We start from the raw sequence: 12904 nt of genomic DNA, 5'->3' as shown, positions 1-12904 counted from the left end.
GGTCCGGATGATTCCGGACCGTCGGCCCTCGGCGCCATGCGTTCCGGCGACTTCGTACGTTCGCGCGCCGCATAGGCGGAAGACAGATTTGTGAGCATGAGCCATGTTGTTGTTTAGCTGGTTTGAAAGACGGCTCGATCCGTTCCCCGCGGCGGAACCGGTCGAGCCGCCCAGGACGCTGGTAGCCTTCTGCGTGCATTATACGCGTGGCGCGTGGCCCTATATCCTTCTCGACGCGGTGCTGGTGACGGCGATCGCGATCGCGGAAGTGTGGATGTTCGGCTTCCTCGGCCGCATCGTCGACTGGCTGTCGGGTCAGAATCGCGAAACCTTCCTGCAGACGGAAGCCTGGAAGCTTGCCGGCATGGCCTTCATCGTGCTGTTCGCGCTGCCGGGCACGGTATGGCTGCATTCCCTGCTCAACCAGCAGACGCTGATGGGCAACTATCCCATGCGCATCCGCTGGCAGGTGCACCGCTACCTGCTCAAGCAGTCGATGAGCTTCTACCAGGACGAGTTCGCCGGCCGCATCGCCACCAAGCTGATGCAGACGGCGCTCGCCGTGCGCGAATGCGTCATCAAGCTGATCGATGTCCTGAACTACGTCATCGTCTATTTCCTTGGCATGCTGGTCATCGTCGGTTCGGCCGACTGGCGGCTGGCCGCGCCGCTCGGCGTCTGGCTGGTCGGCTACATCCTGTTGCTGCGCTATTTCATCCCGAAGCTGGGCAAGGTCGGCGAGGAGCAGGCCAATGCGCGCTCGACCATGACCGGCCGCGTCGTCGACAGCTACTCCAACATCCAGACGGTCAAGCTGTTCAGCCATGCACGCCGCGAAGCGTCGTTCGCGCGGGAAGGCATGGCCGGCTTCCTGCAGACCGTCTACCGGTCGATGCGGCTGGTGACGGTGCTTTTCGGCCTGCTCTACATCATGAATTCGCTGCTGCTGTTCTCTGTCACGGCCATGGCGCTGTGGCTGTGGCTCGGCCAGTCGGTGACGATCGGCGCGGTCGCCGTGGTCATCGGGCTGGTGCTCAGGCTATGGGGCATGTCGCAATGGATCATGTGGGAAATGTCGGGCCTGTTCGAGAATATCGGCACGGTGCAGGACGGCATCGCCTCGATCTCGTTGCCGCGCCTGGTCGAGGACCGGCCGGGGGCGAAGGACATCACCGTTTCCAGGGGCGAGATACGCTTCGAGGATATCCGCTTCCACTACGGCAAGCGGAAAGGGGTGATCGAGAACCTGTCGCTGGCGGTGAAGCCGGGCGAAAAGGTCGGTATCGTCGGCCGTTCGGGCGCCGGCAAGTCGACGCTGGTCAATCTCCTGCTGCGTTTCTACGACCTGGAGAGCGGAAAGATCCTGATCGACGGCCAGGAAATCGCCGATGTGACGCAGGATTCGCTGCGCGCCCAGATCGGCATGGTGACGCAGGACACATCGCTGCTGCATCGTTCGGTGCGCGAGAACATCCTCTATGGCCGGCCCGATGCCTCGGAAGAGATGCTTGTCGAGGCAGCGCGGCGCGCCGAGGCGCTGGATTTCATATCAGGGCTTTCGGACGCCAGCGACCGCAAGGGCTTCGATGCCCATGTCGGCGATCGCGGTGTCAAATTGTCCGGCGGCCAGCGGCAACGCATCGCCATCGCTCGCGTTATGTTGAAGGACGCACCTATACTTATCCTTGACGAAGCGACCTCGGCGCTTGATTCCGAAGCCGAGGCGGCGATCCAGGAGAATCTCTACAAGCTCATGCAAGGCAAGACCGTCATCGCCATCGCGCACCGGCTGTCGACCATCGCGGCGATGGACAGGCTGGTGGTGATGGACAAGGGCCGTGTCATCGAGGAAGGTTCGCACGAGGAACTCGTCGCCCAAGGCGGGCTCTACGCGCAGCTCTGGCAGCGCCAATCGGGCGGGTTCCTGCTTGAGGACATCCCGACCGATGTCGCCAATGACGCACTTGCAAAGGGCCAAGCTGCCGAATGATGACTGCCGTCTATCGCTGGTTCGAGAACTGGGTCTACCCGTTCAGGGAGCCAGCCAGCCTTCGGCCACCGACCAGCGTCGGCGGCTTTCTCTGGCACTATGTCGGCCAAGCAAAGTTCGCCTTCTTCGCGATGCTGGTGATCGGCGGCATCGCGCCCCTAGTCGAGGCCGGCCTGTTCTACTTCGTCGGGCGGCTGGTCGACATTCTCGACCAGCTTCCCGCCGAGCGCAGCTGGCATTCTCTGTGGAACGCCGCCGGCCCTGAATTGGTGTTCATGATCGCGGTGGTGCTGGTCATCCGCACAATCGTCGTCGGCCTGTCGGCGCTGGTCGACGAACAGACGATCACGCCCGGCTTCTACAATCTGGTGCGCTGGCAGGCGCATCGGCACGTGTCGCGCCAGTCCTACGCCTTCTTCCAGAACGATTTTGCCGGCCGCATCGCCACCAAGGTCTGGCAGGCGGGCCAAGCGACCGGCGACCTGATGGAAAGCTTCATCGAGGTCGTCTGGTTCATGATCGTCTACACGGTGACGACGCTGGCGCTGGTCGCTGGCCTCGATCTCAGGCTGGCGGTGCTGGTGGTGATCTGGATTTCCGCCTTCGGCTGGCTGGCCAAGTTCTATCTGCCGGCGATCCGCAAGCATGCCGAGCAAACCGCCGAGGCCGGCTCGATGATCACCGGCCGCATCGTCGATTCCTATTCCAACGTGCAGACGCTGAAACTGTTCTCGGCCGACGGCGACGACCACTACATCAAGAATGGCTTCGACATCTATCTCGACGCGCTGCGCCCCTTCACGCGCCGGCTGACCGGCGTGCGCATGGCGCTGACGACGCTGTCGGGCATCATGATCACCGCGATCGGCTGCTTTGCCGTCTATCTCTGGGTCGAGGGCTCGATCACCGTTGGGGCGGTCGCCTTCACGCTGTCGCTGGTGCTGCGGCTCAACATGCTGCTCGGCCGGCTGATGATGCAGCTCAACAGCATATTGCGGAACCTCGGCGTGCTGGAAAATTCCAAGGCGCTGATCTCGCAGCCGCTCGGCCTGGTCGATGCACCCGACGCCAAAGAGCTCGTGGTGGCCGGCGGGCGCATCGCGGTGAAGAACGTCGAATTCCATTACGGCAAGGGGTTCGGTGTGCTCAACGGCATCGACCTTGTCGTGCGGCCGGGCGAGAAAGTCGGACTGGTCGGGCCGTCGGGCGCCGGCAAGACGACGCTCGCCAATCTGATCCTGCGGCTTTACGATCTGGAAGGCGGGTCGATCACTATCGACGGTCAGAACGTTTCTGAGGTGACGCAGAATTCGCTGCGCGCCAATATCGGCGTCGTCAGCCAGGACACGGCCCTGTTCCACCGCTCGCTGCGCGACAACATCAAGCTCGGCATGCCTGACGCGACCAACGCCGAGGTGATCGCGGCGGCGAAGAAGGCCGAGGCGCACGAGTTCATCCTTGGTCTGCGCGACAACAGGGACCGCGCCGGCTACGAGGCCTTCGTCGGCGAGCGCGGTGTCAAACTGTCGGGCGGCCAGCGCCAGCGCGTGGCGATCGCCCGCGTCTTCCTCAAGGACGCGCCGATCCTGATTCTCGATGAGGCGACCTCGGCGCTCGATTCCGACATCGAGGCGGCGATCCAGGAGAATCTGGCGCGGCTGATGGAGAACAAGACGGTCATCGCCATCGCCCACCGGCTGTCGACGATCGCCACGCTCGACCGGTTGGTGGTGCTCGACGGTGGCCGCATCGTCGAACAAGGCACGCATGACCAATTGGTCGTGCTAGACGGGCTTTATGCGCGGCTGTGGAAGCGGCAATCCGGCGGGTTTCTTTATCACGAGGACAGCGTGCTCGAAGAGACACGTCCGGCGGAGTAGCTCCATGGCTAAATCGCCAGAGGTCAGCCCAGAGATCGGCCCCGGGGTCCACTATGTGCTCAAGCGGCTCCGGCCAACCACGCCGGCCTTCGACGCGCTGAGGCAGGAAAGCCGGTCGGAAGGCTACTGGATGCTGGTGCGCCTGGCGGATGATTGGGCAAGCGGCCGCAACAAGTTCCTGAGCCGCGGCGAGGCGCTGTACGGTACCTGGCATGGAAGGGAACTCGTCGGCGTGTGCGGGCTGAACATCGATCCATATTTCGAGGGCAGGGGCCATGGCCGGGTCCGGCACCTGTTCGTCAGTGCGCGCCACCGCCGCACCGGTCTTGGCCGGATGTTGGTCGAGACCGTTATCGACAGGGCGCGTCACCACTTCGCCGTGCTGAACACCCGCGCGCCGCGAGAAGCCTTCGGTTTCTACGAACGGCTTGGCTTTCAGCGCGTGGAAGGCGAAGAATTCGTCACACACCGCATGGTCTTCGGGAAAGGAGGCTGAAATGTCCCTGCGTCCGCCATCTCATCTAGCCGGCGCTACCGCTGCCGAAGCCGCCTTCGACGCGCTCGGCCATGAAATTCTCGCCGACAAGGCGGCCGCGCTCGGCCGTGCCGGCCAACGGGTCGAGGAAACGCTGGCCAGGCTGCGCGACAATGCCGACGAGCAACTGCGCGCCCGGCTGCTGAAGGAGGCGGCCGAGGCAGTGCACGGCTATTTCATACAGCGCGAACTGTGCGGCTTGCGTAGGCATGACGCCGTCATCCGCGAATACAACATCCCGAAGGCCGTGCTTGCGAGGCTCGGCGCCAAATAGGAATCACTCAAGCCATTCGGTGATGAAGCTGCCGTTCTCATGAATGTCGGTCGTTTCCAGCGGGCCCGGACCGAGATTGGTGAATTTGTGCGGCGTGTTGGGTGGCACGATCAGGATCTGGCCGGAGGAAGCTTCGATCTCCTTGTCGCCGACCGTGAACAGTCCGGTGCCCTGACGGATGATGAAGATCTCTGCGTAGGGATGCGTGTGCAGCCGAGGACCGCCGCCGACATCGGGCAGGTAGTTGAAGATCAGGCAGGAGTTGGAGCCGTAGGCGCCGCATTGCAGCTCGCCCTTCCAGCGGTCGGCGCGAACAGCCCAAGTTTCGCGGTCTATGATATGTGCCATGCCGTCTAACCCTTCGCCGGTATCCACGGATTGAACAGTTTCACGCCGGTATCTTCGAAATCCTTCGTGTTGCGGGTCACAACCGTCATGTTGTTGACCAGCGCGGTCGCGGCGATATACGCGTCGCGGTCTGGCTTGGGATCCGGGACGTGGAGCGGCGCGCAGCGAAGCGCAACAGCAAGATCCACGGGCAGTATGCGCTCTGCGATTTCGGCAACCAATCCGTCTACCCAGGCGCGCAGAATCGCTCCTTTCCTCTTGTCCTTTCGCTCCGCTCTGAGGGCGCCGATCTGGGCTTCAAGAATACTGACGGCCGAAACATGAAACTCACCTGGATTTCGGCCTTCTGCCCAGGCCCGAACGTTCGGGTCGCATCGGTCTCTCCGCCTGAGTTCGGAGAGGACATTGGTATCTAGTAGATACATCAGTCGAACTCGGGCGGGCGCAGGGACAAGCTCTTGAGTTCGGGTATGTCGAAATCAAAATCCGCTTCCAGTCTATCATCGGCCAGAACGTCCGCGAGGCTTCTATGTTTCTCTGGCCTGCCCAAGGCCTTCAGTTTCTCATATTCCTCCATCGACATCAGCACATGGGAGGGCTTGCCACGGTCGGTGATGATGACCGGCCCATTCTTGGCTGCCCGTTTGGCGTGCGCCGTGTCCTGGTTGAATTCACGGCTCGACATGATGGTGACCGTCTTCGTCGAGATGTTCATTTCAGCACCTCCGTCGAGAAGATGTAGACATATTGCTACATTTAGCCAAGCACGTCAAATCCATCGCTGCGCGGAACGCCCGCGACAATCTGCCCTTGTGCCTTGATCCGTCTGGACAAAAACGGGCTTCACGCATAAACCGAGGTCCAAATGCCGGAGGAATTCGCAAGCCTGTTCGCCATGCGCTGTCGGGTTGGCGTAATTGAGCGGGAACAAGGCTCAGCCACCGGCACGGAAGAGGCGAAAGGATCAGGCACCCGTGAGCGCAACCGACACCCAGGATCCCAACCGTCGTGATTTTCTCTACGTCGCCACCGGCATGGCCGCAGTGGTCGGCGCGGGTGCCTTCGCGTGGCCGTTCATCGACCAGATGCGTCCCGATGCCTCGACGCTGGCGCTCGCCTCGGTCGAGGTCGACGTCGCCTCGCTGACGCCGGGCATGTCGCTGATCGTCAAGTGGCGCGGCAAGCCTGTCGTGGTGCGCAACCGCACGGAACAGGAAATGAAGGACGGCGAGGCGGTCAAGCTGGCCGATCTCAAGGATCCGATCGCCCGCAACGCCAATCTGCCAGCCGACGCGCCGGCGACCGACGCCAACCGCACCACGCCCGGCAAGGAAGCCTGGATGGTGATGGTTCAGGTCTGCACGCATCTCGGCTGCATTCCGCTCGGCCAGGAAGGCGATTTCGGCGGCTGGTTCTGCCCATGCCACGGCTCGGTCTACGACACGGCCGGACGCATCCGCAAAGGCCCGGCGCCGGAGAATATGGCGGTTCCGGTATTCAAGTTCATTTCCGATACCAAGATCCTTATCGGTTGAGGCAGGGGATATTTCGATGAGCGAGGGACACTCGACCTATACGCCCAAAACCGGTCTCGGACGCTGGTTCGACGCCCGCATGCCGCTGCCGCGGATGGTCTATGACAGCTTCATCGCCTATCCGGTGCCGCGCAACCTGAATTATGCGTGGACCTTCGGCGGTATCCTGGCGATCATGCTGGTAGCACAGATGCTGACCGGCATCGTGCTGGCCATGCACTACACGGCCGACAGCAATCTTGCCTTCGGCTCGGTCGAAAAGATCATGCGCGACGTGAATTCGGGCTGGCTGCTGCGCTACCTGCATTCGAACGGCGCGTCGTTCTTCTTCATCGCCGTTTATATCCACATCTTCCGTGGCCTTTATTACGGCTCCTACAAGGCGCCGCGCGAGCTGCTGTGGATCCTCGGCTGCATCATCTACCTCCTGATGATGGCGACCGGCTTCATGGGCTACGTGCTGCCCTGGGGCCAGATGAGCTTCTGGGGCGCCACGGTCATCACCGGCTTCTTCACGGCCATTCCGCTGGTCGGCGACTGGATCCAGCAGCTGCTGCTCGGCGGTTTTGCCGTCGACAACCCGACGCTGAACCGCTTCTTTGCGCTGCATTACCTGCTGCCGTTCATGATTGCCGGCGTCGTCGTGCTGCACGTCTGGGCGCTGCATGTCGTCGGCCAGTCGAACCCGACCGGTATCGAGGTCAAGTCGAAGACCGACACCGTTGCGTTCACCCCTTACGCGACCATCAAGGACGCGTTCGGCATGCTCGTATTCCTGTTCTTCTTCGCCTATTTCGTCTTCTACCTGCCGAACTATCTCGGCCATCCCGACAACTACACGGTCGCCAACCCGCTGAAGACCCCGGCCCACATCGTGCCGGAATGGTATTTCCTGCCGTTCTACGCCATCCTGCGCGCCATCACCTTCAATATCGGGCCGATCAACTCCAAGCTCGGCGGCGTTCTGTGCCTCTTCGGCGCCATCGTCATGCTGTTCCTGGTGCCGTGGCTCGACACCTCGAAGGTACGCTCGGCGGTCTATCGGCCCTGGTACAAGCTGTTCTTCTGGGTCTTCGTGGCCGATGCCGTCCTGCTCGGCTGGCTGGGCTCGCAGCCGGCGGAAGGCAGCTATGTGTTCATGGCGCAGATGGCGACGCTGGTCTATTTCGCCTTCTTCCTGGTCGCGCTGCCGGTGCTCGGTCTGATCGAGACGCCGCGAAGGCTGCCGAACTCGATCACCGAAGCGGTGCTCGAGAAGAACAAGGGCGGTGTCGGACATCCGGCGGGCGCCACGGCCGCACCAGAGACCAAGGGCTGAGCATGATCCCGAAAAGTGGGAACCGGTTTTCGGACAAGATCATGCTCAAACAGGAAGACAGACCGGTAGAGAATCTAAGGGGATTTGGCATGAAAAAGATTCTCACCTCGCTGGCGCTTATCGGCCTTGTGGCCGCCAGCACCGGGGCAGCAAGCACTTGGGCGGTCGCCGCCGAAGAGGCACACAACGCGGCCAATCCAACGCATTTCCCGATCAACGAACCGAAGGAAATGAGCTGGAGCTTCACCGGCCCGTTCGGCACCTATGACAAGGCGCAGTTGCAGCGCGGCCTCAAGGTCTACAAGGAAGTCTGCTCGGCCTGCCATTCGATGAACCTGGTGGCCTTCCGCACGCTGTCGGACCTCGGCTATTCCGATGCCCAGATCAAGACGCTGTCGGCCGAGTACACCATCCATGACGGCCCCAACGATGCCGGCGACATGTTCGACCGTCCCGGCAAGCCGTCCGATCATTTCCCGGCGCCCTTCGCCAATGACGAGGCCGCCGCTGCCTCCAATGGCGGCGCTGCTCCGCCCGACATGTCGCTGCTGGCCAAGGCGCGCGGCGTCGAACGCGGCTTTCCGCAATTCGTCTTCGACATCTTCACCCAGTACGACGCGGGCGGCCCCGACTATATCCACTCGCTGCTGACCGGCTACGATCAGACGCCTCCGGCCGGCATGGTCATCCCGGAAGGCACTCACTACAACCCGTACTTCATGTCCAGCGTGTCGCTGAAGATGCCCAAGCCGCTCTCCGACGGCCAAGTGACCTATGATGACGGCGCGCCGCAGACCATCGACCAGTATTCCCGCGACGTTTCGGCCTTCCTGATGTGGGCCGCCGAGCCGCACATGGAAGATCGCAAGAAGACCGGCTTCCGCGTGCTGGTGTTCCTGTTGCTGTTCGGTGCGCTGGTCTATCTCACCAAGCGCAAGGTGTGGGAAGGCGTGGCACACTAGCCACAAAGCCAAACGATCGCAAAAAGGGCGCCGAGGGGCGCCCTTTTTGCTGAACGGAGCCGGCGACCTGGTGGTCAGGTGCGGTCTGTCGAACAGGTCCGTTGGCACGGCGCCCCGTGGTATGCCACACAGCATCCTTGACGAAAGAATTGTCGACGGCACGATGTTTGGATTTCGATGATGCGGCTCAGCGACTGTCACAACTTTTCAGATTTCCGCCGCATGGCGCAGCAGCGGCTGCCGGGGCCGATCTTCAACTACATCGACGGCGCGGCAGATGATGAGGTCACCTATCGCCGCAACACCGAAAGCTTCGACACCTGCGACCTGGTTCCCAACGTCCTGCGCGGGGTGAGCGAGATCGATATGTCGGTGACGGTCATGGGCCAGAAGCTGGCGATGCCGTTCTATTGCTCGCCGACCGCCTTGCAGCGGCTGTTCCACCATCAGGGCGAGCGCGCGGTCGCCAAGGCCGCCGCCAAATATGGCACGATGTTCGGCGTCTCCTCGCTTGGCACCGTCAGCCTCGAAGAGGCGCGCCGGATCAGCAGCGGCCCGCAGGTCTATCAGTTCTATTTCCACAGGGATCGCGGCCTCAATCGGGCGATGATGCAACGGGCAAAGGCGGTTGGCGTAGAGGTGATGATGCTGACCGTCGACAGCATCACCGGGGGAAACCGCGAGCGCGACAAGCGCACCGGCTTTGCCATTCCCTTCAAACTCAATTTGGCAGGGATGCTGCAGTTCGCGCTCAAGCCGGCCTGGGCGATCAACTATTTCACCCATGAAGGATTCAAGCTGCCGCAGCTCGACGAGCATGTCGACATGGGAGGCGGCACGATGTCGATCAGCCGCTACTTCACCGAGATGCTCGACCCGTCGATGACATGGGACGACGTCGCCGAGATGGTCAAGCTGTGGTCGGGTCCGTTCTGCCTCAAGGGCGTCATGTCGGTGGAGGATGCCAGGCGTGCCGTCGACATCGGCTGCAGCGGTATTGTGCTGTCGAACCATGGCGGCCGGCAGCTGGATGGCTCGCGAGCGGCGTTCGACCAGCTTGCCGAGATCGTCGATGCTGTCGGTGACAGGATCGACGTCATCATGGATGGCGGCGTGCGGCGCGGCACGCATGTTCTCAAGGCGCTGTCGCTCGGCGCCAAGGCCGTCGGCGTCGGCCGCTATTATCTTTTCCCGCTGGCAGCTGCCGGCCAGCCCGGCGTCGAACGGGCGCTTGAGCAGATGCGGGTCGAGATCGAACGCGGCATGAAGCTGATGGGCCGCGGTTCGATCGAACAATTGTCGCGCAACAACCTCCGTTTCAGGTAATCTCGAACCATGAAATCCTCCCTCGAAGACACGCTGCTTGCCGCGATCCGCACCATTCCGGACTATCCCAAGCCCGGCATCCTGTTTCGCGACATCACCACGCTGCTCAGCAATGCGCGCGCCTTCCGCCGCGCAATCGACGAGCTGGTGCATCCTTATGCCGGCCAGAAGGTCGACAAGATCGCCGGCATCGAGGCGCGCGGCTTCATTCTCGGCGGCGCCGTCGCACATCAGCTCTCGGCGGGTTTCGTACCGATCCGCAAGAAGGGCAAGCTGCCCTTCGAGACGGTGCGCGTCGCCTACAGCCTGGAATACGGGCTGGACGAGATGGAGATGCACAAGGACGGCGTTTCGCCCGGCGAGAAGGTGATCCTGGTCGACGATCTGATCGCCACCGGCGGCACCGCTGAGGCGGCGGTCAAGCTGCTGCGCCAGATCGGCGCGGATATCCTCGCCGCCTGCTTCGTCATCGACCTGCCGGACCTCGGCGGCCGCGCCAAGCTCGAAGCGCTCGGCGTGCCGGTGCGGACGCTGATCGGGTTCGAAGGGTCTGAGACCGGTTTGCCGAAGGCGAATTGAAAGGTCCGGTGGACCTTTCAAAGGTATCGAACGCCCGGAGCGATAGCGGAGGGCCGGGAGGCAACGCGAACCACGCTGGCGCGGCCCCTCATCCGCCCTTCGGGCACCTTGTGCTACTCACCCGTCTTCACCAGCACCGCGCTCTCGAACTCCAGCACCATGTCGCCGGTCGACTCAAAAGCCTCGCATCGCAGCGCCAGCAGCCGCCAGCCGGGGCGTGAGGCGATCGGGCGGTGCGACAGCGCCGTGCGCGTGAAGGTGATGGTTTGCCCGGCATGGACCGGCTTCAGCCATTTCAGGTTCTTGAAACCGGGCGAGGGGCCGAATTCCGGCACCGGACCGGGACCGCTCCACGCGGCGATCTCGGCATCCATGCGGTTTTCGAGATTGAGCTTCATCCAGATCGCCGCCGTGTGCCAACCGGACGCGCAGAGCCCGCCGAGCACGCTCTTCTTCGCTGCGTCCTCGTCGATATGGAAGATTTGCGGGTCGTATTTGCGGGCGAAAGCCTTGATCGCCTGGGGCTCGAATGTGTGCGAGCCGAGCGTCACGGTGGTGCCGATGCGGAAGAATTCGTCCAGTGTCATGCTTGGCCCCCCGCGGCATCGCGCGTGAGGAACATGACGGAATTCTCAAGCTCGAAGACGCTTTCGCCACGCTGGTTAAACATCTCGCCGCGCATGGTCACGAAGCCGAGTTGCGGCTTCGATTTCGACAGGCGCTTGGCAACAACCAGCAGGGTGCCGGTGAGCTGGTCGCCGGCCAGGACTGGCTTCTTCCATTTGACGTGGTCGACACCGGGTGCGCCCTGGCAGGTGGAGTCCAGCAGGAACGCATCGCACAGCATTCGCATGAACATGGCGCAGGTGTGCCAGCCCGAGGCGGCCAGCCCGCGCAGAATGCTGGCCTTGCCGGCTTCCTCGTCGAGGTGCATCGGCTGCGGGTCGAATTCTGTGGCGAATTCGACAATCTCGGCGGCGCTCACCAGCTTCGAGCCAAGATCGAGCGACGCGCCCTCGACGAAATCCTCATAGGCCCAGGTTTTTGGTTTTGCAGTCATGGTCTGAAATCCGGCTCACGAACCCGCGATCCCTATGGATCCAGGTTTCCGGATGCAGGCCGCGGTCCATTTGGTCAAGAGATTTCTATAACGCCAGACCCTGGCTGCACGGCCTTTGACAAGCGGGTCAGAGCCAGCCGCGGCGGCGGAAATACCAGAACGGCAGGATCGCCGACAGCACCATCATGGCAATGGCGAAGGGGTAGCCCAGTTCCCATTTCAGCTCGGGGATGACGTCGAAGTTCATGCCGTAGATCGAGGCGACCAGCGTGGGCGGCAGGAAGATGACGGCGGCGACCGAGAAGATCTTGATGATGGCGTTCTGCTCGATCGAGATCATGCCAAGCGTGGCGTCGAGCAGGAAGGAAATCTTCTGCGACAGGAAGGTGGCATGGTCGGCGAGCGACAGCACGTCGCGCGACAGCGTCTTGATGCGCGCCTTGGTGTCCTTGCTCATCTTGGTGCGGGTCGAGGCATGCGCGAAAAACCCGGCCAGGCGCTGCAGCGAGATCAGGCTGTCGCGGATCGAGGAGGCGATGTCCTCCTTGCGGCCGATGGCTTTCAGGAGTTCCTGGAAGTCACGATTGCGCTTGGAAACCTTGGTCGACCGCGCCTCGAAGATGTCGCGCGAGATCGCCTCGATGTCGCGGCCGGCGCGTTCCAGAATATCGGCGAGGCGGTCGACGATCGCCTCCAGCAAGCCGACGAGGATGGTGTCGCCGCTGGTGCAGCCGGTCGCCACCTTCTCGGCGCGCTGCGGAAAGGTCTTGAAGGCCTTCGGCTCGTGGTAGCGCACGGTGATCAGCCTGGTGCCGGCGAGCACGAAGGTGACAGGCGACATCAGCGGATCGTCGATTTCCGTCTGGGCGGGCAGCGTGGCGGTCATGAAATAGGCGCCGTCCTCGACATAGAGGCGGCTCGAAATCTCGATCTCCTCCATCTCCTCGCGCGTCGGAATGGCAACGCCGAGCCAGGTCTCGATCGCCGCTTCCTCTTCCTTGGTCGGGTTGAGCAAGTCGGCCCAGACGACATTGTCTTGCAAGAGGTCATCGACGGCGCGCAGCCGATCATTGTCCACGACGAAGGCCTTGATCATC

The 12904-nt window shown here is 62.5% G+C and carries 15 protein-coding genes; 9 read left to right on the top strand and 6 right to left on the bottom strand.

The features are described 5' to 3' along the window. Nucleotides 1-103 precede the first annotated feature (103 nt). From NKH02_RS21105 to NKH02_RS21090, 4 genes are read left to right on the top strand one after another with little or no spacing between them, the layout of a single operon-like run. Nucleotides 104-1990: an ABC transporter ATP-binding protein gene (locus NKH02_RS21105; protein WP_352881160.1), complete on the top strand. Its 1887-nt coding sequence runs from the start codon at nt 104-106 to the stop codon at nt 1988-1990. Continuing rightward, nucleotides 1987-3870 carry an ABC transporter ATP-binding protein gene (locus tag NKH02_RS21100; protein ID WP_352881158.1) on the top strand — a complete coding sequence of 628 codons (1884 nt, stop codon included), beginning with the start codon at nt 1987-1989 and terminating at the stop codon, nt 3868-3870. Before NKH02_RS21105 ends, NKH02_RS21100 begins: the two co-directional genes overlap by 4 nt. A gap of 4 nt (nt 3871-3874) precedes the next feature. Further along, entirely contained in the window at nt 3875-4366 is a 492-nt protein-coding gene (locus tag NKH02_RS21095; RefSeq protein WP_352881156.1) for a GNAT family N-acetyltransferase, read from the top strand. Nucleotide 4367: 1 nt separating this feature from the next. Next, nucleotides 4368-4679 carry a DUF6665 family protein gene (locus NKH02_RS21090; protein ID WP_352881154.1) on the top strand — a complete coding sequence of 104 codons (312 nt, stop codon included), beginning with the start codon at nt 4368-4370 and terminating at the stop codon, nt 4677-4679. Between the two features lie 3 nt (nt 4680-4682). Here the strand turns inward: NKH02_RS21090 and NKH02_RS21085 are convergent, their stop codons facing one another. From NKH02_RS21085 to NKH02_RS21075, 3 genes are read right to left on the bottom strand one after another with little or no spacing between them, the layout of a single operon-like run. Then, the gene (locus tag NKH02_RS21085; protein WP_352881152.1) at nt 4683-5027 is read right to left on the bottom strand and encodes a cupin domain-containing protein; all 345 of its coding nucleotides are present in this window, start codon (nt 5025-5027) and stop codon (nt 4683-4685) included. Between the two features lie 5 nt (nt 5028-5032). Then, nucleotides 5033-5452, bottom strand: a complete 420-nt coding sequence (locus NKH02_RS21080; protein ID WP_352873896.1) for a type II toxin-antitoxin system VapC family toxin — start codon at nt 5450-5452, stop codon at nt 5033-5035. Continuing rightward, a complete protein-coding gene (locus tag NKH02_RS21075; RefSeq protein ID WP_352881151.1) occupies nt 5452-5742 on the bottom strand; it encodes a type II toxin-antitoxin system Phd/YefM family antitoxin in 291 nt (96 codons plus the stop codon). Before NKH02_RS21075 ends, NKH02_RS21080 begins: the two co-directional genes overlap by 1 nt. A 259-nt stretch (nt 5743-6001) precedes the next feature. On the opposite strand from NKH02_RS21075, the gene petA reads away from it, so the two are divergent. The 5 genes from petA to NKH02_RS21050 all read left to right on the top strand — a co-directional run bounded on the left by petA (nt 6002) and on the right by NKH02_RS21050 (nt 10747). Further along, on the top strand, nt 6002-6562 hold the full coding sequence (gene petA / locus NKH02_RS21070; RefSeq protein WP_027039401.1) for a ubiquinol-cytochrome c reductase iron-sulfur subunit: 561 nt from the start codon (nt 6002-6004) through the stop codon (nt 6560-6562). Nucleotides 6563-6578: 16 nt separating this feature from the next. Further along, complete coding sequence (locus NKH02_RS21065; RefSeq protein WP_352873893.1) at nt 6579-7880, top strand: cytochrome b; 1302 nt, start codon at nt 6579-6581, stop codon at nt 7878-7880. Between the two features lie 89 nt (nt 7881-7969). Further along, nucleotides 7970-8842, top strand: a complete 873-nt coding sequence (locus tag NKH02_RS21060) for a cytochrome c1 (protein ID WP_352881149.1) — start codon at nt 7970-7972, stop codon at nt 8840-8842. 180 nt (nt 8843-9022) lie between these two features. Beyond that, nucleotides 9023-10168, top strand: a complete 1146-nt coding sequence (locus NKH02_RS21055) for an alpha-hydroxy acid oxidase (protein ID WP_352881147.1) — start codon at nt 9023-9025, stop codon at nt 10166-10168. A 9-nt stretch (nt 10169-10177) separates the two neighbouring features. Then, nucleotides 10178-10747 carry an adenine phosphoribosyltransferase gene (locus NKH02_RS21050; RefSeq protein ID WP_352881146.1) on the top strand — a complete coding sequence of 190 codons (570 nt, stop codon included), beginning with the start codon at nt 10178-10180 and terminating at the stop codon, nt 10745-10747. Nucleotides 10748-10860: 113 nt separating this feature from the next. Here NKH02_RS21050 and NKH02_RS21045 read toward each other — a convergent pair whose 3' ends face one another. The 3 genes from NKH02_RS21045 to corA form a co-directional block, all read right to left on the bottom strand. Beyond that, on the bottom strand, nt 10861-11334 hold the full coding sequence (locus tag NKH02_RS21045; RefSeq protein WP_352881144.1) for a MaoC family dehydratase: 474 nt from the start codon (nt 11332-11334) through the stop codon (nt 10861-10863). After that, nucleotides 11331-11807, bottom strand: coding sequence for a MaoC family dehydratase (locus NKH02_RS21040; RefSeq protein WP_352881142.1), 477 nt, complete (start codon nt 11805-11807; stop codon nt 11331-11333). The genes NKH02_RS21045 and NKH02_RS21040 overlap by 4 nt, the downstream gene beginning before the upstream one ends. Before the next feature lie 127 nt (nt 11808-11934). Beyond that, entirely contained in the window at nt 11935-12903 is a 969-nt protein-coding gene (corA, locus tag NKH02_RS21035; RefSeq protein ID WP_352863944.1) for a magnesium/cobalt transporter CorA, read from the bottom strand. Nucleotide 12904: the final 1 nt, after the last annotated feature.

Origin of the sequence: Mesorhizobium sp. M1396, from assembly GCF_040317725.1 — a bacterium.
Lineage (GTDB): Bacteria > Pseudomonadota > Alphaproteobacteria > Rhizobiales > Rhizobiaceae > Mesorhizobium.
This window is presented reverse-complemented; position numbering and strand designations above follow the sequence as displayed.

What these genes read in the sequence shown, in the direction of transcription:
- NKH02_RS21105 (WP_352881160.1), top strand. Translation starts at nt 104, where the DNA reads ATGTTGTTGTTTAGCTGGTTTGAAAGACGGCTCGATCCGTTCCCCGCG.
- NKH02_RS21100 (WP_352881158.1), top strand. Translation starts at nt 1,987, where the DNA reads ATGATGACTGCCGTCTATCGCTGGTTCGAGAACTGGGTCTACCCGTTC.
- NKH02_RS21095 (WP_352881156.1), top strand. Translation starts at nt 3,875, where the DNA reads ATGGCTAAATCGCCAGAGGTCAGCCCAGAGATCGGCCCCGGGGTCCAC.
- NKH02_RS21090 (WP_352881154.1), top strand. Translation starts at nt 4,368, where the DNA reads ATGTCCCTGCGTCCGCCATCTCATCTAGCCGGCGCTACCGCTGCCGAA.
- NKH02_RS21085 (WP_352881152.1), bottom strand. Translation starts at nt 5,027, where the DNA reads ATGGCACATATCATAGACCGCGAAACTTGGGCTGTTCGCGCCGACCGC.
- NKH02_RS21080 (WP_352873896.1), bottom strand. Translation starts at nt 5,452, where the DNA reads ATGTATCTACTAGATACCAATGTCCTCTCCGAACTCAGGCGGAGAGAC.
- NKH02_RS21075 (WP_352881151.1), bottom strand. Translation starts at nt 5,742, where the DNA reads ATGAACATCTCGACGAAGACGGTCACCATCATGTCGAGCCGTGAATTC.
- NKH02_RS21065 (WP_352873893.1), top strand. Translation starts at nt 6,579, where the DNA reads ATGAGCGAGGGACACTCGACCTATACGCCCAAAACCGGTCTCGGACGC.
- NKH02_RS21060 (WP_352881149.1), top strand. Translation starts at nt 7,970, where the DNA reads ATGAAAAAGATTCTCACCTCGCTGGCGCTTATCGGCCTTGTGGCCGCC.
- NKH02_RS21055 (WP_352881147.1), top strand. Translation starts at nt 9,023, where the DNA reads ATGCGGCTCAGCGACTGTCACAACTTTTCAGATTTCCGCCGCATGGCG.
- NKH02_RS21050 (WP_352881146.1), top strand. Translation starts at nt 10,178, where the DNA reads ATGAAATCCTCCCTCGAAGACACGCTGCTTGCCGCGATCCGCACCATT.
- NKH02_RS21045 (WP_352881144.1), bottom strand. Translation starts at nt 11,334, where the DNA reads ATGACACTGGACGAATTCTTCCGCATCGGCACCACCGTGACGCTCGGC.
- NKH02_RS21040 (WP_352881142.1), bottom strand. Translation starts at nt 11,807, where the DNA reads ATGACTGCAAAACCAAAAACCTGGGCCTATGAGGATTTCGTCGAGGGC.
- corA (WP_352863944.1), bottom strand. Translation starts at nt 12,903, where the DNA reads ATGATCAAGGCCTTCGTCGTGGACAATGATCGGCTGCGCGCCGTCGAT.